The organism is Microbacterium oleivorans, assembly GCF_013389665.1.
In the GTDB taxonomy this organism is placed as follows: Bacteria; Actinomycetota; Actinomycetes; order Actinomycetales; family Microbacteriaceae; genus Microbacterium; species Microbacterium oleivorans_C.
On the sequence record NZ_CP058316.1, the window covers coordinates 1,325,652 to 1,345,516 of the forward strand.

The window sequence follows — 19,865 nt, forward strand, 5'->3', positions numbered from 1 at the left end:
ATCCATGTTCGACCGAGCGACCACTTTCGGCGAGGCCCTCGACGACCCCGCCGCACGGGCGATCCTCGAGCGGTACATGCCCGGGGTCGCGGCGTCGCCGATGGCGACCCAGTTCCGGGGCGGACGGCTGGGCCAGCTCGTGGCGATCGTCCCGGCGTTGGAGGACCCGGCCGAGCGCGAACGGTTCTTCGCCGCCCTCGCCGCCGTCGGAGACGGCGCACCGCGTCCGCCCTACGCTCCGGCGGTGCAGCCCGACGCCGGGTACGAGGGCGACGAGGTGCCCCGCGGGTCGGCGGCTCTGCACGCCCCGGCCTCGACCCACCTGTGGGATCCGCTCGAGATCCGTCTGCAGGGCCCCTCGCACGGCAACCCCTTCGTCGACGTCGAGCTCGACGCCGTCTTCGAACGGGACGGGAGCGAGATACGCGTCGGCGGCTTCTACGACGGCGAGGGGAGCTATGTCATCCGCGCCCTCGCCGACGTCGAGGGCACGTGGGCGTTCCGCACCCGCTCCACGTCGCGCTCGCTCGACGGGATCACCGGGAGCACCGAGGTCGTGGCGGCACGGGCGGGATCCCACGGGCCGGTGCGTGTCGAGGGGTTCCACTTCCGTCATGCCGACGGCACGCGGCACCGCCCGCTCGGGACGACGGCCTACGCGTGGACCCACCAGCCCGACGAGCTGCAGGAGCAGACCCTCGAGACCCTGGCGGCGACATCCTTCGCGAAGCTGCGCATGTGCGTCTTCCCGAAGTCGTACCTCTACAACTCCGACGAGCCCGCCGACTTCCCCTTCGCCGGCAGCCTCGCCGACGGCTTCGACCTCGAGCGCTTCGACCCGGCGCACTTCCGCCGTCTCGAAAGGCGGATCGCCCAGCTCGGCGAGCTCGGCATCGAGGCCGACGTCATCCTGTTCCACGCCTACGACCGGTGGGGCTTCGCCGACCTCGGGCCCGCCGTCGACGAGCGGTACCTGCGGTACGTCGTGCGGCGGCTGTCGGGCTACGCGAACGTCTGGTGGTCGATGGCCAACGAGTACGACCTGCTCTGGTCGAAGGATCTCGAGGACTGGGAGCGGCTCGCGGCCGTCGTCGGCGAGGAGGACGCCTTCGAGCACCTCAACTCGATCCACAACTGCCGACCGGTCTACGACTACGACAAGCCCTGGATCACCCACGTCAGCATCCAGCGGGTCGATGTGTACCGCACCGCCGAGAACACCGACCAGTGGCGCGAGCAGTGGCGCAAACCCGTCGTCATCGACGAGTGCGCCTACGAGGGCGACATCGACCAGGGCTGGGGGAACATCACCGGCGAGGAGATGACGCGGCGGTTCTGGGAGGGTGCGGTGCGCGGCGGCTACGTCGGGCACGGCGAGACCTACTACCCGCCCGCCCGGGGACGCGACGACGAGATCCTCTGGTGGTCGAAGGGCGGGGCGCTGCACGGGTCGTCGCCCGAGCGCATCGCCTTCCTCGACCGGCTCCAGGCGGAGTCGCCGACCGGCGTGTGGGACCCGCTGCCCGGCGACTGGGACGTGCCGTGGGGCGGTGTGGCGGGAGCGGTGAAGGTCGGATACTTCGGCTTCAACCGACCCCGGTTCCGCAACGTCATCCTCGACGCGGGCGCGTGGCGCGTCGAGGTGGTCGACACCTGGAACATGACGGTCGACGCGCTGCCCGGCGAGCACCGCGGCCAGCTGCGGGTCGAGCTCCCCGGCCGACAGTTCATGGCCGTCCGCCTCACCCGCCTGGGCGACTGAACCGACCGGGGTACCGACCCGGTCGAGGTGACACCCCGGCGGGCTCGGCGGCGCGGCTTGCTCAGGGGGCGATGCGCCGGGCGGCGGTGGCCATGTGGGCGGCCATCGCCGAGGCCGCCGCATCCTCGTCTCCGGCGACGACGGCACGGGCGATGGCCTCGTGCTCGGCGAGCGCCCGGAGGGCCTGTTCGTCGTCGTGGACGGCGCGGTCGGCGTAGACCTGCAGCAGCGAGCGGACGACGTGGAGCAGGTCTATCAGCATCGCGTTGCCCGCCACGCGGGCCAGCTCGTGGTGGAAGGCAAGGTCGGCGCGGGCGAAGGCGGCGAGGTCGGCGAGCGACCCGCGCATCCGCTCGACGTGGCGCTCGAGGCCCGCGCCGTCGTCGTCCGCCCCGGCGGCGAGCCGCGCGACGTAGATCTCCAGCCCCGAGCGCAGCTCGATCAGCTCGTGCGTGTTGCGCTCCCCGATCAGCAGCCCCCACCGGAGGGTCTGCGGCAGCAGCTCGCTCGCCGCACCCCGCAGGTACGTGCCCGAGCCGGGGCGCACGTCGACGATCCCGAGGATCTCGAGGGCCGCGAGCGCCTCGCGCACCGCCGACCGGCCGACCTCGAGCGTCGCCGCGAGCTGACGCTCGGGAGGAAGCCGCGTGCCCGGGGCCACCTCGCCCGAGGTGAACAGGTCGAGCAGCCGTCGGGCGACCTCCGACACCGGCGTCCGCGCCGGCAACGCGGCGAGGGATGCTGCGAGGTCGGGCGTGCCGTCGGATCGGAAGGCGGGCATGGTCACAACCTAGCGGGCATGTCCGCGCTGCGGCTTGCAATTGGTCAACCGGTTTGTCAGAATCGACCTGCGCGCCCGGCGCGCACGCTTCCGTCACCGTCGATTGGTCGAGATGTCCGCACTGTTGCCCGCGCCGGTGACCGCACCCCGCGCGATCCCCGTCGCCCGAGAGCGGGGAGTCTGCCGATGACGCGCCTGTGGAACGACCCGGCCGCGTTCGCCGACGAGATGATCGACGGCTTCGTCGCCGCCAACGGACGCTACGTGCGCCGCGTCACCGGCGGTGTCGTGCGGGCGGGCGGGACGCCGGCGGGACAGGTCGCCGTCGTGGTCGGCGGCGGCTCGGGGCACTACCCCGCGTTCGGCGGCCTCGTGGGTCCGGGCCTCGCGCACGGCGCGGCCATGGGCAACCTCTTCGCCTCGCCGTCGGCGCAGCAGATCCGCGCGGTCGCGCACGCCGCACACGCCGGGGGCGGCGTGTTCTTCTCCTACGGCAACTACGCCGGGGACGTGCTGAACTTCTCGGCCGCCGAAGAGCGTCTGCGCGCCGAGGGCATCGCGTGCGCGACGGTGACGGTGACCGACGACGTCGCCAGCGCGGGGCCCCACGAGCACGAGCGGCGCCGCGGCATCGCCGGCGACCTGACCGTGTTCCGCGCCGCGGCCGCCGCGGCATCCGCCGGTTACGACCTCGCCGGAGTCGCACGGATCGCCCGGCATGCCAACGACCGCACCCGGTCGTTCGGTGTGGCCTTCACCGGCTGCACCCTCCCGGGAGCCCCCGAGCCGCTGTTCTCGGTGCCGCCCGGCCGCATGGCGGTCGGCCTCGGCATCCACGGCGAGCCGGGGATCGAGGAGACCGACGTCCCCACCGCCGACGAGCTCGCCGACCTCCTGGTGCGGACGCTGCTGGCCGAACGCCCCGCCGGGGCCGACGGCCGCGTCGTGCCGATCCTCAACGGACTCGGGTCGCTCAAGTACGAGGAGCTGTTCGTCGTCTACCGGCGCATCGCGGAGCTGCTGGGCGACGCCGGACTGGAGGTCGTCGACCCCCACGTGGGCGAGTACTGCACGAGCTTCGACATGGCCGGAACCTCGCTCACCCTCTTCTGGCTCGACGACGAGCTCGCCGGTCTCTGGGAGACCCCCGTCGACACACCCGCCTACCGCCGCGGCGCCGCGGCGGTGAGCACCACCGCCGCGGCCGAAAGCGCAGCCGCCAGCGCGACCGCAGCCGCCCGCGCGACCGCCACCGCCACCGCAGACGCGGGCTCCCACCCGATCGCCCCGGGCGACGACGCGTCGCGCGCGGCCGCCCGCGTGGTGACGAGCGTCATCGACGCCGTCGCGGCGACGATCGATGTCCACGTCGACGAGCTCGGCCGTCTGGACGCGATCGCCGGCGACGGCGACCACGGCATCGGGATGCAGCGCGGCGCGCACGCCGCGCGCGCCGCCGCGCACGACGCGGTGGCCGCCGGTGCCGGTGCCGGCACGACGCTCGCCTGCGCCGCCGATGCCTGGTCCGACCGAGCCGGCGGCACCTCGGGAGCCCTGTGGGGCGTCATCCTCGCCTCGGTCGCCACGGCCCTCGGCGACACGGGACGACCCGACCGTGCGGCCGTGGTCTCCGGAGTGGCCGCCGGCGCGCGCGGTGTGGTGGCCTACGGACACGCCGAGATCGGCGACAAGACCATGGTCGATGCGCTCGCGCCGTTCAGCTCCGAGCTCGGCCGCGCCGTGGCCGCAGGGGCGCCGCTCGCCGAGGCCTGGCGGACCGCAGCCGAGGCCGCCACCTCGGCCGCCGCCGCCACCGCCGATCTGCTGCCCCGCCGCGGCCGCGCCCGCACTCACGGGCAGCACAGCGTCGGGACGCCCGACCCCGGGGCGCACTCGCTCGCCCTCATCGCCACAGCCGTCGGCGACCTGCTCGCCACGGAGAGGAACGGACACCATGACTGACGCACTGCGCATCGTGATCGGCTGCGACGACGCCGGATTCGACTACAAGGAGATCCTCAAGGCCGATCTCGAGGCCAGCGACGGCGTCGCCTCGGTCGTCGACGTCGGGGTAGGGGCTGACGGACACACGCCGTACCCGACGGTGGCGATCGAAGCGGCCGAACGCGTCGCCCGCGGAGAAGCGGACCGCGCGCTGCTCATCTGCGGGACGGGTCTGGGCGTCGCGATCGCCGCGAACAAGGTCGCCGGCATCCGCGCGGTGACCGCCCACGACTCGTTCTCGGTCGAGCGGGGCGTGCTCTCCAACGACGCGCAGGTGCTCACGATGGGCCAGCGTGTCGTGGGCATCGAGCTGGCGCGGCGCCTCGTCCGCGAGTGGCTGACGTACCGCTTCGACACCGCGTCGGCCTCGGCCGCGAAGGTCGCCGTCATCGACCGGTACGAGAGCACCGGAAGCCGTTGATGCCGCGGGTGACGGTGGGCGTGAGCCTGAAGGCGTACTTCGACCGCCGCTCGGCACGGGTGTGGTTCGGCGAGGTCGCCGAGCTCGTCCGCGCCCACGCCGGTGTGCGCAGCGGCGCCGTCGAGGTCTTCGTCGCCCCCACCTACCTGCAGCTCGACGACGCGCGCGGCTACCTCCACGACGCCGGCGTGCGCCTGGGCGTGCAGGACGTGTCGGTCCACGAGACGGGTGCGTTCACCGGCGAGACCACCGCCGCAGAGGCCGCCGACTCGGGCGCCGTGTACGCCGAGATCGGTCACGCCGAACGGCGCCGGCTCTTCGGCGAGACCGCCGGGACGATCGCGGCCAAGGCCGCGGCGGCCCTCCGCCACGGCCTGACCCCGGTGCTGTGCCTGGGCGAGGCGCAGCGACAGGATGCCGGGGCGGCAGCCGCCGCCACGCTCGACCAGCTCCGGACGGATCTGGCCGGAGCGCCGGGAGGCCCGGTCGTGGTGGCCTACGAGCCCGTCTGGGCGATCGGGGCGCCGCAGCCGGCACCCGTCGAGCACATCACGGTGGTGACCCGGGCGCTGCGGGCGGCGCTCGACGCCGACCCGGGACGTGCCGGCTCGGCCGTGATCTACGGCGGTTCGGCGGGACCGGACCTGCTGACGCGACTCGGCGACGCCGTCGACGGCCTCTTCCTCGGGCGCTTCGCACACGACCCCGCGGCCCTCGGGCGCGTGCTCGACGAGGCGACCGCCCTGGCTGCGCGCCGAGCAGAACCGGAGCACGCACGGTGATCGGGCTCGGCACCTACGCCTTCTTCTGGGAGCACTCCGAGCGCGCCCGCACGCCGCTCTCGCTCGTCGGCGCGTTCGAGCGCACGCGCGAGCTCGGCGCGGACCTCTTCCAGATCTGCGACTACGCCCCGCTCGAGGCGATGGATGCCGCCGAGCTCGCCGACGCGGCATCCGCGGCGCGCGATCTCGGTCTCGTCATCGAACTCGGCACGAAGGGCGTGACGCCGGACCGGCTCGCCTGCTTCCTCGACCTGGCGGGGGTCTTCGATGCCTCGCTGGTGCGGAGCATGCTCTCGGGCCCCGACGGACGCGCGACCCTCGCAGAGGCCGACCGATGGCTGCGCGGCGCGCTCCCCCGCTTCGAGGCCGCGGGGGTCGCACTCGCACTCGAGACCTACGAGCAGGTCGCCACCGCCGACCTGATGAGCCTCGTGACCGCGATCGACAGCCCGAGCCTGGGCATCTGCCTCGATCCGGCCAATGTCGTCGCGCGCCTCGAGCTGCCGCAGGACTGCGTCGCGCAGACCGCCGCGCGGGTGGTGAACGTGCACGCCAAGGACTTCGCGTTCGACCGACAGCCGGGGTGGGTGGGCTTCACCTACTCCGGCGCCCGCATGGGCGAGGGGCTCCACGACTATCCCGGACTGCTCGAGGCCGTGCGTCCGCGCGAGCGCGGCATCAACGAGATCGTCGAGCACTGGCTGCCCTGGCAGGGCGACCCCGAGACGACCATCCGAACCGAGCGGGACTGGACCCGCACCACCCTGGACTACCTGAGGAGCATTCGATGAGCCACACCATCGCCGTGATCGGCGCGGGCGGGAAGATGGGCATGCGCGTGTCCGACAACCTGGTGAAGACCGATCACACCGTCCACTACGTCGAGAACTCCCCCGCCGGCCGCGAGCGCACCCTCGCCGCGGGGCGCGAGCTGACGGATGCCGCCGACGCGGTCGGCGACGCCGACATCGTCGTGCTCGCGGTGCCCGACCTCGCCCTGGGCCCGGTGACCGCCGACCTCGTGCCGCAGCTCCGCCCCGGTGCGATCGTGCTGACGCTCGACCCCGCGGCCGCATACGCCGGGCTCCTCACCACGCGCGATGACGTCGTGCAGGCCGTCGCCCACCCGTGTCATCCGTCGGTCTTCCTCGAGCGCACGACGAAGGAGGAGTGGGCCGACACATTCGGAGGCATCGCCGCACCGCAGGACGCGATCGCGGCGATCGAGTCGGACGACCCCGAGAAGCAGCGCATCGTCGAAGAGACGGTCCGCGCGATCTACGCACCCGTCATCGATGTGCACTGGGTCACGATCAAGCAGCTCGCGCAGCTCGAGCCGACCCTCGTGGAGACGGTCGCCTGCATGATCGGGTCGCTCCTGAACGAGGCGCTCGAGGAGGCGATCCACACGATGGGCGTCCCCGAGGCCGCAGCACGCAGCATCCTCTACGGGCACACGCAGGTGGCCCTCGCGAACGGGCTGCGCGGCGACAACCCGTTCAGCGACGCGTGCCTCATCGCGATGGACTACGGTCGCGAGAGCATCATCAAGGAGGACTGGAAGAAGATCTTCCGCGACGACGAGCTCGACAAGAACCTCGCGCGGATGCTGCACCTGGACCACATCGAGCGCTGAGGACGACGACGATGACGATGCGACTGCAGGGCAAGACGGCGCTGGTGACGGGCGCCGCCACGGGGATCGGCCGCGCGGTCGCGGAGCGGTTCGTGTCGGAGGGCGCGCGGGTGGTGCTCGCCGACCGCAACGCGGCCGCCGTCCGCGAGGCCGCGGCCGCACTCGGGCCGCGCGCCCGGGCGGTCACCATGGACATCTCCGACGAGACCGCCGTCGCGGCCGCGTTCGACGAGATCGATGCGGCGGACTGGACGCCCGACGTCGTCGTCGCCAACGCCGGCGTTCAGCTCTTCGGGCAGGACGCGGCCGCCGCCGACCTCGACCTCGACGTCTGGCGGCGCACGATCGACATCAACCTCACCGGCACCTTCCTCACCGTGAAGTACGCCGTCCGGGCCCTGCTCTCTCGCGGCGGCGGGTCGATCATCCTCACCGGCAGCCCGACGGGCGTCAACGGCGAGGGACGCGACTTCACCGCCTACAGCGCCTCGAAAGCGGGGGTCCACGGCCTCGGCCGCACCGTCGCAGCGGCATATGCCGACCGGGGCATCCGGGTCAACACGGTGCAGCCGGCGTACACCGAGACACCCCTCGTGTCGGCCATCACCGACGACCCGCAGTCGCGCGCCGCGATCGTCTCGCGCATCCCGATCGGACGCGCGGGCACGCCCGCCGACGTCACCGGGATCATGGTCTACCTCGCCAGCGACGAGGGCTCGTTCGCGACCGGGGCCACGTTCTCGGTCGACGGCGGCATGACGTCGCTCTGACGATGACGTCGACCTGGGCGCGCGACGGCGTCGATCACCACCGCATCGGCCCGTGGGAGTTCGAGGTGCGGGACGATGAGTTCGCCGACATCCGCTGGGGCGGCAGATGCGTGCTCCGGAGCGTGCGCGCCGTGATCCGCGACCGCGACTGGAACACGACAGCCCTCGCCGTGGACCGCGCAGTGTGCACCGAGACGAGCCTGACCCTGCACGTGCGCTCACGCGAGGACGGCGCGCACTGGGGCGGCAGCGTGCGGGCCGAGGCGCGCGCCGGAAGCCTCCTCGTGCTGTGCGATCTCGAGACGGCGCGGCAGGTCGACACGAACCGCACGGGCCTGGTCGCCCTCATCCCCCCGAACGCCGCCGGCAGGCGCCTGACCGTCGGCCACGGCGACGGCAGCACCTCGGACGCGATCCTTCCGGCGGCCATCAGCCCGCACCAGCCGGTGGCCGACATCTCGACCCTGCGCTGGCGGGACGACGGCGCGGCGATCGGGCTGGCCTTCGACGGCGACGTGTTCGAGATGGAGGATCAGCGCAACTGGACCGACGCCTCGTTCAAGGTCTACAGCCGGCCCCTCTCGCTGCCCTTCCCCTACCGCCTCGAAGCCGGCGAACGCGTCATGCAGGCGATCACGATCACCGCGGACGCGCTGGCGCCGGCATCCGCCACCGCCGACGACGCACGGATCGAGCTGCAGCCGTGCGGTCCCCTGCCGGCCATCGGGCTGGGGACCTCGACCGCACCCGACCCGGCGCCGCCGACCATCGCAGCCCCGCGGGACGCGGCGGTCGCGACCACGCTCGTCGAGCTCGACCTCGCCTGGCCGGGGTGGCCGCGGGCACTGGCGCGAGCCGCATCGGCGGGAGCGCCGCTGGACGTGCGGATCGTCCTGCCCGCCGAGGCTCCGCCCGCCGGTTCGCCGCTGCCGGACGTCCCCGACGCCGCATCGGGCGCGGTGCTCGCGGACGTCGTCGCGGCCCTCGCACCGCATCGCGTCGCGCGCATCACCGCCTTCCAGCCGGCGGGGCCGGCACGTCACATCTCGGATGCCGCCGCCCTCGCGCTCCTGCGCCGCGCACTGGCCGACGGCGGGATCGACGTGCCCGTCGTGGGCGGCTCACGGGCCCATTTCACCGAGCTCAACCGCGAGCGGCACCGCCTGCCGCCGGGCCTCGCCGGGATCGTGTTCAGCATCACACCGCTGTTCCACAGCCGCGACACCGAGCAGCTCGTGGAATCGCTCGCGATGCAGCGCCTCGTGGCCCGGCAGGCCGTCGACATCGCCGGCGGCGTGCCGGTGCACGTCGGACCCATCACGCTGCGCCCGCATGTCAACGATGTCGCCACCACACCGCCCCCGCGCCCCACGGCCTCCGACCTCGCGGGCGGCTACGGCACGCACCTCATCGACGCGGACGACCCGCGGCAGGGCGCCCGCGAACTCGCGGCATGGACGATCGCGAGCGCCGCGGCCCTCGCGGTCCCCGGCGTCGCGAGCCTGACCTACTTCGAGCGATGGGGGCCTCGCGGCATCGTCACGGCGAGGGGCGATGCGCTGCCTGTCGCCGCGGCGATCGACGCGATCACCGCGCTCTCGGGCCGCGAGGCGCTCAGCGGCGGGACGGCCGACGGACTGGTCTGGGCGCTCTCGACCGAGACCGCCGCGGGCCGGTGCGTGCTCGCGGCGAACCTCGATCGACGCGACCGCCGCGTCGAGCTGCGGATCTCCGGCCGGCGCACGACCCTGGACCTCTCGGCGGGCGCATGGCGCCGCGTCGACCTCGACGAGGAGCGATGATGCAGGAACGCTGGCGGGACGAGCTGAGCGGATTCATCCGCACCCGGTCGGAGCGGATGACGCGCGAGCCGGAGGGCATCCTCGCGCACCCGTACACGGTGCCCAGCGACCCGGACTCGCCGTACTACTCCCATGCCCTGTGGGACTGGGACTCCTGGACGATCAGCATCGCGCTCGGTCAGGTCGAACGCGACACCGGCCAGCCCGGGCGCTTCGCCGCCCATGAACGCGGCAGCATCCTGAACTTCCTCGAGCACACCGACGGCGACGGGGTGATGCCGATACAGCTGAGCCCTGCGGGATCGCTCCAGCACGGCGAGCCCGGACGAGCGGGCGGGTTCCGCCAGAACATGCACAAGCCGGTGCTCGCCCAGCACGCCGCGCTCCTGTCGCGCCGGGCCGGGAGCGCCGAATGGGTGCGCCCGCACATGACGACGATCGAGCGCTTCCTGGACCGCTACCTCGAGAGCCACCGGCACGCCGCGACGGGGCTCGTCTACTGGCAGACCGACTTCGCCGTCGGGGTCGACAACGACCCTTCGGTCTACTACCGCCCCGATCGCAGCACCGCCGCGATCTTCCTCAACAGTCTGCTCTACCGGGAGCTGCTGGCCGCAGGCTACCTGCACGAGGAGCTCGGCGACCTCGTCGCCGCCAACCGGTGGCGTGGCCGGGCGCAAGACCTCGCCGACGCCCTGCACGCCGCCTCATGGGACGAGCGGGACGGCACGTTCTACAGCGTCGACATCGGGCTGCGCGAGATCGACCCCGACGACTGGCTGCACCGCGGCGCGCCGCGCCACTGGTCCGGGCTGCTGATGCGGGTCGACAACTGGTCGAGCTTCCTCCCGATGTGGGCGGGGCTGGCGACCCAGGCGCAGGCCGAGCGCATGGTCGAGCGATACCGCGACACCCGCACCTTCCGCGCGAACTACGGGGTCCGCACGCTGTCGCGGCTGGAGAAGGGCTTCGACCTGCGCGCCTCCAACAACCCCTCGAACTGGCTCGGGCCGGTCTGGGGCATCAGCAACTACCTCGTCTTCCGAGGACTGCTCAAGTACGGGTTCATCGATGACGCCCACGACCTGGCGGAGCGCACCGTCGCGCTGTTCGGCGCCGACCTCGAGGCCAACGGCTCGCTGCACGAGTACTACCACCCCGACAACGGCGAGCCGCTCATCACGCACGGATTCCAGAACTGGAACTTCCTCGTGCTGAACATGATCGCCTTCCTCGAAGGGCGCCCGGCCGTTTGGGAGTTCTGAGCGGCCGCGGTCAGCTCGCGGGCGAGACGCTGCTGTCCCGCACGACCAGCTCGGGCCGGAACACCCGGTGCGGCTCGTCGATCGCGCGACCCGACAGCACGTCCGAGAGCAGGTCCACCACCGCCACACCGAATCCGACGTGGCGGGTGCGGACGGTCGTGAGCGGGATGAGCGACGCCTGAGCGTAGACGTTGTCGTCGTATCCGACGAGCGCGATCTCGTGAGGGACGCGGATGCCGGCCCGGGCGAGCTCTCGCAGGATGCCGAGGGCGAGGAGGTCGTTGGCGGCGAAGACCCCCTGGGGGCGCAGGTCCTCGGGACGCGATGCGATGATCGCGCCGATCTCACGCCCGCCCTCGATGGTGCGCTCGGGCTGCGGCAGGATCTCGAGGGTGGCCGCTCCGGCCGTGCGGACGGCCTCGCCCGCCCCCGCGAGGCGCGCCGCGACCTGGGGGATGTCGAGCGGTCCGCCCACGAAGGCCAGCCGCCGACGCCCCTGCTCGAGCAGGTGCGCGGCCACGAGGCGACCGCCCTCCTCGTCGTCGACCGAGACCGAGGCCTGCTGCGCGGAGTGGGCGCGTTGGCCCACGAGAACCGACGGGGTGCCTCGCAGCCGAACCGCCTCGAGCCGTTCCTCGATGGGATGGTGCGAGGAGACGATGAGCCCGCGCACGCGGTGCTCCTCGAAGACCTTCAGATACGCGTCCTCGCGTTCCTTGCTGCGATGGGAGTTGGCCAGGAAGATGCTCAGGCCCAGTTCCGACGCCCGTCGCTCCACGCTCTCGGCTATCTCGGCGAAGTAGGGATTGCTGACGTCCGGGGCGATGTACCCGACGACGGCGCTCACTCCCAGCCGCAGCTGACGGCCGGCACTGGAGGGGACGAACCCGAGCGTCTCGATGGCGCCGCGGATGCGCAGCGCCTTCTCGTCGGAGACCCGGTCGGGGTGGTTCAGGTAGTGCGAGACAGTGCCGACGGCCACGCCGGCGAGCGCCGCGACGTCGCGGATCCCCACTCTCGACACGCTGACCTCCTCGGTTCCCGCAGTCATCCGACAGTAACGCAGCGGATGGAGTTCGGTGAGAAATTGTGACGTTTCAATAACGTGTCCTATCGGTCGCCTCTCCGCCACGACGGGACTATTGACAGCGGTGCGGCGGCAACCTAGCATCCTGTTTTGAAACGTCTCAACGTCGACCTCGGCCGGAGACGCGCACCGTTCAAGGAGGAATCGTGTCCACAGCTTCATCGCGTCGGCTCCGCAAGCCGCTGCTCGGCGTTCTCGGTCTGGTGAGCGTGGGAGCGCTCGCGCTCGCCGGCTGTTCCGGCGGCGGTGGCGGCGGCGGAAACAACCCGTCGTCGTTCGAGTTCTTGAAGAACTCCGAGAACACCACGACCGAGCCCGTCCTCGATTCGCTGATCGAGGGCGCGTGCGCCCAGCAGAACGAGACGCTGCCGCTCGAGGTCAGCTCCGTCCCCCAAGCCGAGCTCGACGCGCAGATCCAGCTGCTGGCGAGCCAGGGCGGACTGCCGCCGATGTTCTCGGCCGGCGGCAACCCCGCCGAGGGCGCGCGACTGGCCGAGGCCGGCGCCCTCGTCGACTTCGACGAGGCGCTGACCGACCTGGGCATGCGCGACAAGATCGCCCCCGGGGCCGTCTCGACGATCGAGAAGCTCTACGGCGGCGGATTCAACTTCCTGCCGTTCCAGTACAACATCGAGGGCATCTGGTACAACACGCAGATCTTCGAGGACAACGGCTGGGAGGTTCCGGAGACCTGGGACGACCTCGTCACGATCGCCGGCGAGGCCAAGGCCGCAGGCCTCACGCCGTTCTCGGCGTCGGGCGAACAGGGCTGGCCGCTGACCCGGCTCGTCTCGACCTACCTCTTCCGCTCCGTCGGGCCCGACGCGCTGCAGAAGGTCGCCGACGGCGAGGCCAAGCTCACCGATCCCGAGTACGTGGAGGCCGCCGCGGCCATCGCCGATCTCGGCGCGCAGGGATACTTCGGCGACAACGTCACCTCGCTCGACATCGACGGCTCCTACAACCTCTTCCTCACCGGGCAGGCCCCCATGATCTACATGGGCAGCTGGATCCTGGGCAACATCAACGGCGACGGCAACGAGGTGGGCGCCGAGAACATGAGCTTCTTCCCGTTCCCGGCCGTCGACGGCGGGGCCGGGTCGATCGACCAGTACCCCTCGAACGTCGGACTCCCCGCGACCTTCAGCGCCGACGCGTACTCGGAGGACGTGGCCGGCTGGCTCGGCTGCATCGCCGAGAACTACGGCAACGCCGCGCTGCAGGAGGGCCAGATCACCGGCTTCGTCGCCGACGAGGAGGCCGACCTGCCCGAGATCTCGCAGAAGGTCGCCGACACGATCGCCACGAGCACCGACAGCGTGCTGTGGTTCGAAGCGCTGTTCCCGGCCAAGGCGAGCCAGATCTCCTCGACCAACGCGGCGCTGCTGGTGACCGGCCAGCTGACCCCCGAGGAGTTCATGGGCCTGGTCCAGGACGCGATCGACAACCCGTGAGACGCGGTGCCCTCGGCGTGATCGCACGCCGAGGGCACCCCCGCGCATCCCCCTCCTCCTCGTCTCCGAAAGGTCCGCGATGAAGTCCGTCCTCGGCGATCGCAAGGCGATCATCCTGCTGCTGACGCCCGCCCTCCTCGTCTACACCGTGATCATGCTCGCCCCCGTGGTGTGGTCGCTCGGGCTCACGTTCTTCTCCGGAAGCCCGCTGATGGGCTTCGAGTTCTCCGGCCTGGCCAACTTCGAGCGCCTCATCGCCGACAGTGCGGTCTGGGATGCCTTCTGGTTCACCGTCCGCTACGCGGTGCTGGTGACGCTGCTCCAGGTGGTGCTCGGCTACGGCCTCGCCCTGCTCTACAACTTCGTGCTGCGCAAGTCGTCGGTGCTCGTGCGCACCCTGGTCTTCTTCCCCGTCGTGCTCCCCACCGTCGCCGTCTCGCTGCTCTACCAGAAGATCTTCCAGTCCGCGCCCAGCGACGGCTTCGTCAACGAGCTCCTCGTCAACGTCGGGCTCGACTCGGTCGACTGGCTCGGAGCCGGGACCACCGCGTTCGTCGTGATCGTGATCATGGACGTCTGGCGCTCGATCGGGTTCTACGGCATCCTCATCTTCTCCGGGCTGCTCGACATCCCCGACGAGATCATCGAATCCGCGCGCCTCGACGGCGCGCGCGGCGTGAGCCTCTTCCGCCACATCGTGCTGCCGATGTCGCTGCCGATCCTCTTCGCGTCGTTCATCTTCTCGATCAACGGCACCATCAAGGTCTTCGACTCGGTGTTCGCCCTGACCGGTGGCGGCCCCGGCAGCTCGACGACGCCGCTGACGCTGTACATGTACCGCACCGCGTTCCAGTACAGCGACTACGGGTACGGCTCCACCATCGCGCTGCTGCTGACGGTCATGTGCCTTGTCATCACCCTGTTCATCTTCCGCTCGTCGCGTCGCGACATCACCGTCTGAGGGAGCCGACATGACCGCCACGCTCGACACCGTCGCCGTCCGCTCCCCCCGTGCGCCCCGGCTGCGTCCCGGCGGCGCCGGCGCCGCGGCCGCCCGCGGGCTCCGCCGCATCCCCGCGCTGCTGACGATCGCGTTCCTCATCCTCATCACGGCGTATCCGCTGTTCTGGATGTTCATCAACTCGCTGAAGTCCAACAGCGACTTCCTCAACAACCCCTCCTACGCCCTGCCGGAGTCCTGGCGCTGGGACAACTACGTCACCGGGTGGGAGACGGCGAACCTGTCGACCACGATCGTCAACTCGGTGATCGTGACCTTCCCCTCACTCGTCCTGCTCGTCGTCCTCGGCACCGCCGCCGGGTACGCCCTCGAGGTGCTGGTGTTCCGCGGGCGCGCGACGATCCTGCTGCTGTTCCTGGCGGGCATCATGATCCCGGGCCAGATGATCGTGCTGCCCCTGTTCACCGCCGCCTTCACGATCGGGGCGACCGGTTCGCTGCTGCCGCTGATCCTCATCTACACCGCGTCCGGGCTGCCGCTGACGGTGTTCATGATGGCCACGTACTTCCGTGCCATCCCCCGGGAGATCTTCGAGGCCGCCACGATCGACGGCGCCTCGATGGTGCGCGCGTTCTTCGCCATCGGCATGCCGATGATGCGCAACGCGATCCTGACCGTGGCCATCGTGCAGTTCTTCCAGATCTGGAACGACCTGCTCTTCGCGCTCATCTTCGCCGGCCAGCGACGCCTCAACACCATCCAGGTCGGGCTGCTGAACTTCTCGGGCGAGTACGGGTCGACCAACTACGGTCCCCTGTTCGCGGCGATCTGCATCACCGTGGGCGGCATCCTCCTGCTGTACCTGTTCCTGAACCAGCGGATCATGAAGGGTCTCGCCGCCGGTGCGGTGAAGGGATGAGCGCCATGACGACGACCGTCCGCGCGGTGCGCGCCGAACACCACCGCGAGCCCATCGGGATCGGCGAGGCCGAGCCCCGCCTGTCGTGGATCGTGACCGGCGCCCCCGCCCTCTGGCGCCAGGAGGCGTACGAGGTCGAGATCCGTCGCGGCGACGGAGCCGAGGAGACCCGGCTCGTCGCCTCGACCGACCAGGTGCTCGTCCCCTGGCCGGTCGCGCCGCTGCGCTCGCGCGAGCAGGTCCGGGTCCGGGTGCGCGTCGTCGGCGAGGACGGCGAGCGCTCGGCGTGGAGCGAGCCGCTCCGACTCGAGGCCGGGCTCCTGTCGCCATCGGACTGGACGGCGGGACCCATCGGGTCGATCCGCAACGAGAACCCCCTCACCGACACCCGCCGGCCCTCCCTCGTACGCGCGGAGTTCGGCGTGCGGCCGGGTCTCGTGCGGGCCCGTCTGTACGCCAGCGCCCACGGGGTCTACCAGGCCGAGATCAACGGCCGCCGCGTCGGCGACGACGTGCTCTCGCCGGGATGGACCGTGTACGGTCAGCGCCTCCGCTACTACACCTACGACGTGACCGATCTGCTCGCCGAGGGCGAGAACGCCATCGGCGCCTGGCTCGGCGACGGGTGGTACCGCGGGCGACTGGGGTGGCGCGGCGGATTCCGCAACGTCTACGGCGACGACCAGTCGTTCCTCGGGCAGCTCGAGCTGACCTACGCCGACGGCTCGCGCGAGACGGTCGCGACCGACACCTCGTGGAGGGCGGCGCCGAGCCCCGTCATCTCCTCGGGCATCTACGACGGCGAGGACTACGACGCGCGCGAGGAGCAGCCCGGGTGGTCCGCCGCCGGCTTCGACGACGCCGACTGGGGACGCGTGCAGGTGCGCCGCCGCGACCCGGCGACCCTCGTCGCCCCGACCGCCCCACCGGTTCGCGTCACCGAGGAGCGGCGTGCGGTGAGCGTCCTGACCTCGCCCTCGGGGCGCCGTGTGCTCGATTTCGGGCAGAACCTCACCGGCGTCGTGCGGCTGCGCGCCCGCGCCGCAGCCGGCCACGTGGTCACGCTCCGCACCGCCGAGGTGCTGCAGGACGGCGAGCTCTACCGGCGCCCGCTGCGCGACGCGGCGTCCACCGACCGGTACACCTTCGCCGGCCGCGAAGAGGCGGAGGAATGGGAGCCGCGCTTCACCTTCCACGGTTTCCGCTACGTCGAGGTCGAGGGCTGGCCCGGCGACCTCGACGCCGACGTCGCCGCGGGCGCCCTGGTCGCCCGCGTCGTCCACACCGACCTGGAACGCACCGGCTGGTTCACCTCGTCCGAGCCCGACCTCGACCGCCTGCACGAGAACGTCGTGTGGGGCATGCGCGGCAACTTCGTCGACATCCCCACCGACTGCCCGCAGCGCGACGAGCGGCTGGGATGGACCGGCGACATCCAGATGTTCGCCCCGACCGCCTCGTTCCTGTTCGACAGCTCGGGGATGCTGGCGGGGTGGCTGCGCGACCTCGCCGCCGAGCAGCTGCCCGACGGCACCGTGCCCTGGTACGTCCCGGTCATCCCGGCCGACACCATGTGGACGCCGATGCGCCCGGGCGCGGCGTGGGGCGACGCGGCGACGGTCGTGCCGTGGACGCTCTACGAGCGCTTCGGCGACACCGGGGTCCTCCGCGCGCAGTTCGACAGCGCACGGGGCTGGGTCGACCTCATCGCCGACATCGCCGGCCCCTCGCGACTGTGGGACACCGGCTACCAACTCGGCGACTGGCTCGACCCCGCCGCCCCGCCGCAGGATCCGGCCGCCGGCATGACCGACAAGTACCTCGTCGCCACGGCCTACTTCGCCCTGTCGGCGCGTCTGGTCGCACGGATGGCCGGCGTCCTCGGCGATGCCGGGGCGGCCGAGCGCTACGGTCGCCTGGCCGACGAGATCCGTGAGGCGTTCATCGGGCGCTACGTCGAACCGGAGGGTCGGATGACCTCCGACGCACAGACCGCCTACGCCGTGGCGCTGCGCTTCGAGCTGCTGCCCGCCGACCTCCGCCGGCCTGCGGCCCGTCGCCTCGCCGAACTGGTCGAGGCCTCGGGCAACCGCATCGCGACGGGGTTCGTCGGCACGCCGTACGTCACCGACGCGCTGAGCTCGGAGGGGGAGGTCGCTGCGGCGTACGCGCTGCTGCTCGAGCGTGAATGCCCCTCGTGGCTATACCAGGTGGGGATGGGCGCGACCACCGTCTGGGAACGCTGGGACTCGATGCTGCCCGACGGCACCGTCAACCCCGGCACCATGACCTCGTTCAACCACTACGCCCTGGGCGCCGTGGCCGACTGGATGCACCGCGTCGTCGCGGGGCTCGCACCCGCCGAGCCGGGGTACCGCCGCATCCGGTTCGCGCCGCAGCCGGGTGGCGGGCTGACGCACGCCGGGGCACGCCACCGGACGCCCTACGGCGAGGCAGCCATCTCGTGGCGCGTCGAGGGGACGATGCTCCGCGTCGAGCTCACCGTTCCGGTGGGTGCGACCGCGGTCCTCGAGCTGCCCGGGGCCCCGGTCGAAGAGCTCGGGCACGGGGTGCACCTGCGCACCGTTCCGCGCGCCTGAGCGCTATCGGGCGGGTCCGATGCGCACAGATCGGGCGCGCCCGCGATCGGGCGCGCCCGCGTCAACCAGGTCGTGTCGCGCACGCGCACCGGATCACGAACGACCCGGCGCGCTCAGTCCCACAGCCGGGTGATGCGCAGCGCGATCGCCTCGCCCGCGGGCAGCTCGACGGCATCCGCAGCGAACGCCTCGTTGCGCTGCACGTCCTCGAGCACGAAACGGCGCGCCACGGGCACGACCGTCATGTTCCAGGTGTCGATGATGTCGACCGCGAACGCGTCGCCCGGTTCGAGTCGCTCGCCCACATTCGTCGCCTGCGGCAGCCGGAATCGCCACCTGTCCGGCGCGGAGCGCCCGAAATAGCGCAGGTACTGGCGACGCGCCACCCCGCCGACGTGCTCGGGGTCGTCCCACTTGTCGATCGGGTCGATGCCGGGGATCACCAGGTCCTCGAGCACCTGCCGGAGGAAGGCCAGGCGCTGCGGGGACCGCCCGACGAGCGGTCCCCCCTCGACGATGTGCAGGCTCCCGCCGGGGAGTGCGAAGCTCTCGCCGTGCGAGGCGTAGCATCCCGACACCGTCGCGACCCAGAACTGATGCACGAGCTCCGCCGCGCTCAGGTGGCCCCAGCGTTCGGGGATGTCGCCCTCGTACTTGATCTCGTCGAGCACGACCGGCTTGTCGTAGGCGTCGCGGTACAGGCCCGCGCGCCCGAGCTCGGTGGTGACGTGGCCGTTCTGGATCGACGCGTGGGTGATCCAGGGCCGGTTGTGATCGAACAGCTCGATCCAGTTGTGGATCGATCGCAGGTGATCGTGCGGATCGCTCTCGGCCAGGAGCATCCCCAGCCTGTCCCAGCGCGAACGGGGTCGGTCGAGGAGGTCGAACTCGTTGCACAGCGACCACCACACGTGCGGGAACGCCGAGAGCCGCGCCACGAGGTAGCGCAGGTACGCGGCGTCCTGCTCCTCGGTGAGCCCGTCGAGGCCGAAGCGGCCACCGTCGTATGCGTTGAGGATGAGGATGTCGGCCTGGATGCCTCGCTCGCCGAGCACTGCGACGGCGGCGTCGAGCCGGCGGAAGAACGCGATGTTCGGCCGGTCGACGTCCCAACCGGCGGGGCCGCGCTCGAAGGGCAGCAGCGCGGGATGATGCTCCACGTAGTCGCCGGCCTGCGGGAAGACGAGGAAGCGGAGCTTCGTGAAGCGCGCCTGCGTCACCGCATCGATCGTCGCCGCGAACAGCTCGTCGTCCTGGTGGAGCCAGTTGTACACCGTGGCCCCGACCGGCCGGTAGGGGGTGCCGTCGGCGTGGGCGAAGTGGAAGCGATCGGCCACGCGCACCGGGCCGCGTCCCGCGGTGCCGGCGACGACGACCGTGCCGGTGCGGCCGTGGAGCTCGGCGGCCTCGCTCGCCGTAGACCACGACCACTCCCCGGCCTCCTCCGGGAGGAAGCGGGCGAGGTAGCGCGTGCCGCCGTCCCAGAACCCGGGGATCCGCAGACACCGGTCGCCGAGGCGGGCTTCGAGGGTGAAGGGGGTGCGCGAGGCGGGAATCGGCCGCGCCGGACCCGTGAACGCCAGCTCGACGGGGGCGTACACCCGCGCCGCGTCGATCATCG

At 71.8% G+C, this 19,865-nt stretch carries 16 protein-coding genes; 13 read left to right on the top strand and 3 right to left on the bottom strand.

All coding sequences use genetic code 11. The annotated features are described in order from the left end of the window. The first annotated feature begins 4 nt into the window (after window positions 1–4). Window positions 5–1,762, top strand: coding sequence for a DUF5605 domain-containing protein (locus HW566_RS06405; RefSeq protein ID WP_178011366.1), 1,758 nt, complete (start codon window positions 5–7; stop codon window positions 1,760–1,762). Between the two features lie 61 nt (window positions 1,763–1,823). On the opposite strand, the gene HW566_RS06410 is transcribed toward HW566_RS06405, so the two are convergent. Beyond that, entirely contained in the window at window positions 1,824–2,543 is a 720-nt protein-coding gene (locus HW566_RS06410) for a FadR/GntR family transcriptional regulator (RefSeq protein WP_178011368.1), read from the bottom strand. Between the two features lie 186 nt (window positions 2,544–2,729). On the opposite strand from HW566_RS06410, the gene HW566_RS06415 reads away from it, so the two are divergent. From HW566_RS06415 to HW566_RS06450, 8 genes are read left to right on the top strand one after another with little or no spacing between them, the layout of a single operon-like run. Further along, entirely contained in the window at window positions 2,730–4,505 is a 1,776-nt protein-coding gene (locus HW566_RS06415) for a dihydroxyacetone kinase family protein (protein ID WP_178011370.1), read from the top strand. Beyond that, a complete protein-coding gene (locus tag HW566_RS06420; protein ID WP_178011372.1) occupies window positions 4,498–4,968 on the top strand; it encodes a ribose-5-phosphate isomerase in 471 nt (156 codons plus the stop codon). The genes HW566_RS06415 and HW566_RS06420 overlap by 8 nt, the downstream gene beginning before the upstream one ends. Before the next feature lie 20 nt (window positions 4,969–4,988). Then, entirely contained in the window at window positions 4,989–5,750 is a 762-nt protein-coding gene (locus tag HW566_RS06425) for a triose-phosphate isomerase family protein (RefSeq protein WP_256728902.1), read from the top strand. Beyond that, complete coding sequence (locus HW566_RS06430) at window positions 5,747–6,541, top strand: sugar phosphate isomerase/epimerase family protein (RefSeq protein ID WP_178011375.1); 795 nt, start codon at window positions 5,747–5,749, stop codon at window positions 6,539–6,541. Before HW566_RS06425 ends, HW566_RS06430 begins: the two co-directional genes overlap by 4 nt. After that, on the top strand, window positions 6,538–7,386 hold the full coding sequence (locus HW566_RS06435) for a phosphogluconate dehydrogenase C-terminal domain-containing protein (RefSeq protein ID WP_178011377.1): 849 nt from the start codon (window positions 6,538–6,540) through the stop codon (window positions 7,384–7,386). Before HW566_RS06430 ends, HW566_RS06435 begins: the two co-directional genes overlap by 4 nt. Before the next feature lie 11 nt (window positions 7,387–7,397). After that, complete coding sequence (locus HW566_RS06440) at window positions 7,398–8,156, top strand: SDR family NAD(P)-dependent oxidoreductase (protein ID WP_178011379.1); 759 nt, start codon at window positions 7,398–7,400, stop codon at window positions 8,154–8,156. Window positions 8,157–8,158: 2 nt separating this feature from the next. Further along, window positions 8,159–9,958 (top strand): hypothetical protein, encoded by a 1,800-nt coding sequence (locus HW566_RS06445; RefSeq protein ID WP_178011381.1) that lies wholly within the window; start codon window positions 8,159–8,161, stop codon window positions 9,956–9,958. Next, complete coding sequence (locus HW566_RS06450) at window positions 9,955–11,223, top strand: MGH1-like glycoside hydrolase domain-containing protein (RefSeq protein WP_178011383.1); 1,269 nt, start codon at window positions 9,955–9,957, stop codon at window positions 11,221–11,223. The genes HW566_RS06445 and HW566_RS06450 overlap by 4 nt, the downstream gene beginning before the upstream one ends. Window positions 11,224–11,233: 10 nt before the next feature. Here the strand turns inward: HW566_RS06450 and HW566_RS06455 are convergent, their stop codons facing one another. Next, window positions 11,234–12,247 carry a LacI family DNA-binding transcriptional regulator gene (locus HW566_RS06455; RefSeq protein WP_178011385.1) on the bottom strand — a complete coding sequence of 338 codons (1,014 nt, stop codon included), beginning with the start codon at window positions 12,245–12,247 and terminating at the stop codon, window positions 11,234–11,236. 209 nt (window positions 12,248–12,456) lie between these two features. Between HW566_RS06455 and HW566_RS06460 the strand changes: the two genes are divergently transcribed. The 4 genes from HW566_RS06460 (at window position 12,457) to HW566_RS06475 (ending at window position 18,244) form a co-directional block, all read left to right on the top strand. Further along, the gene (locus HW566_RS06460) at window positions 12,457–13,764 is read left to right on the top strand and encodes an ABC transporter substrate-binding protein (RefSeq protein ID WP_178011387.1); all 1,308 of its coding nucleotides are present in this window, start codon (window positions 12,457–12,459) and stop codon (window positions 13,762–13,764) included. A 79-nt stretch (window positions 13,765–13,843) separates the two neighbouring features. After that, entirely contained in the window at window positions 13,844–14,725 is an 882-nt protein-coding gene (locus tag HW566_RS06465) for a carbohydrate ABC transporter permease (RefSeq protein ID WP_178011389.1), read from the top strand. 10 nt (window positions 14,726–14,735) lie between these two features. Further along, a complete protein-coding gene (locus HW566_RS06470) occupies window positions 14,736–15,644 on the top strand; it encodes a carbohydrate ABC transporter permease (RefSeq protein ID WP_178011390.1) in 909 nt (302 codons plus the stop codon). Window positions 15,645–15,649: 5 nt separating this feature from the next. Then, on the top strand, window positions 15,650–18,244 hold the full coding sequence (locus HW566_RS06475; RefSeq protein ID WP_178011392.1) for a glycoside hydrolase family 78 protein: 2,595 nt from the start codon (window positions 15,650–15,652) through the stop codon (window positions 18,242–18,244). A 113-nt stretch (window positions 18,245–18,357) separates the two neighbouring features. Here HW566_RS06475 and HW566_RS06480 read toward each other — a convergent pair whose 3' ends face one another. Next, entirely contained in the window at window positions 18,358–19,863 is a 1,506-nt protein-coding gene (locus HW566_RS06480) for an apiosidase-like domain-containing protein (protein ID WP_178011394.1), read from the bottom strand. Window positions 19,864–19,865: the final 2 nt, after the last annotated feature.

Coding starts and splice junctions, on each gene's coding strand:
- HW566_RS06405 (WP_178011366.1), top strand. CDS start 5: ATGTTCGACCGAGCGACCACTTTCGGCGAGGCCCTCGACGACCCCGCC.
- HW566_RS06410 (WP_178011368.1), bottom strand. CDS start 2,543: ATGCCCGCCTTCCGATCCGACGGCACGCCCGACCTCGCAGCATCCCTC.
- HW566_RS06415 (WP_178011370.1), top strand. CDS start 2,730: ATGACGCGCCTGTGGAACGACCCGGCCGCGTTCGCCGACGAGATGATC.
- HW566_RS06420 (WP_178011372.1), top strand. CDS start 4,498: ATGACTGACGCACTGCGCATCGTGATCGGCTGCGACGACGCCGGATTC.
- HW566_RS06435 (WP_178011377.1), top strand. CDS start 6,538: ATGAGCCACACCATCGCCGTGATCGGCGCGGGCGGGAAGATGGGCATG.
- HW566_RS06440 (WP_178011379.1), top strand. CDS start 7,398: ATGACGATGCGACTGCAGGGCAAGACGGCGCTGGTGACGGGCGCCGCC.
- HW566_RS06445 (WP_178011381.1), top strand. CDS start 8,159: ATGACGTCGACCTGGGCGCGCGACGGCGTCGATCACCACCGCATCGGC.
- HW566_RS06450 (WP_178011383.1), top strand. CDS start 9,955: ATGATGCAGGAACGCTGGCGGGACGAGCTGAGCGGATTCATCCGCACC.
- HW566_RS06465 (WP_178011389.1), top strand. CDS start 13,844: ATGAAGTCCGTCCTCGGCGATCGCAAGGCGATCATCCTGCTGCTGACG.
- HW566_RS06470 (WP_178011390.1), top strand. CDS start 14,736: ATGACCGCCACGCTCGACACCGTCGCCGTCCGCTCCCCCCGTGCGCCC.
- HW566_RS06475 (WP_178011392.1), top strand. CDS start 15,650: ATGACGACGACCGTCCGCGCGGTGCGCGCCGAACACCACCGCGAGCCC.
- HW566_RS06480 (WP_178011394.1), bottom strand. CDS start 19,863: ATGATCGACGCGGCGCGGGTGTACGCCCCCGTCGAGCTGGCGTTCACG.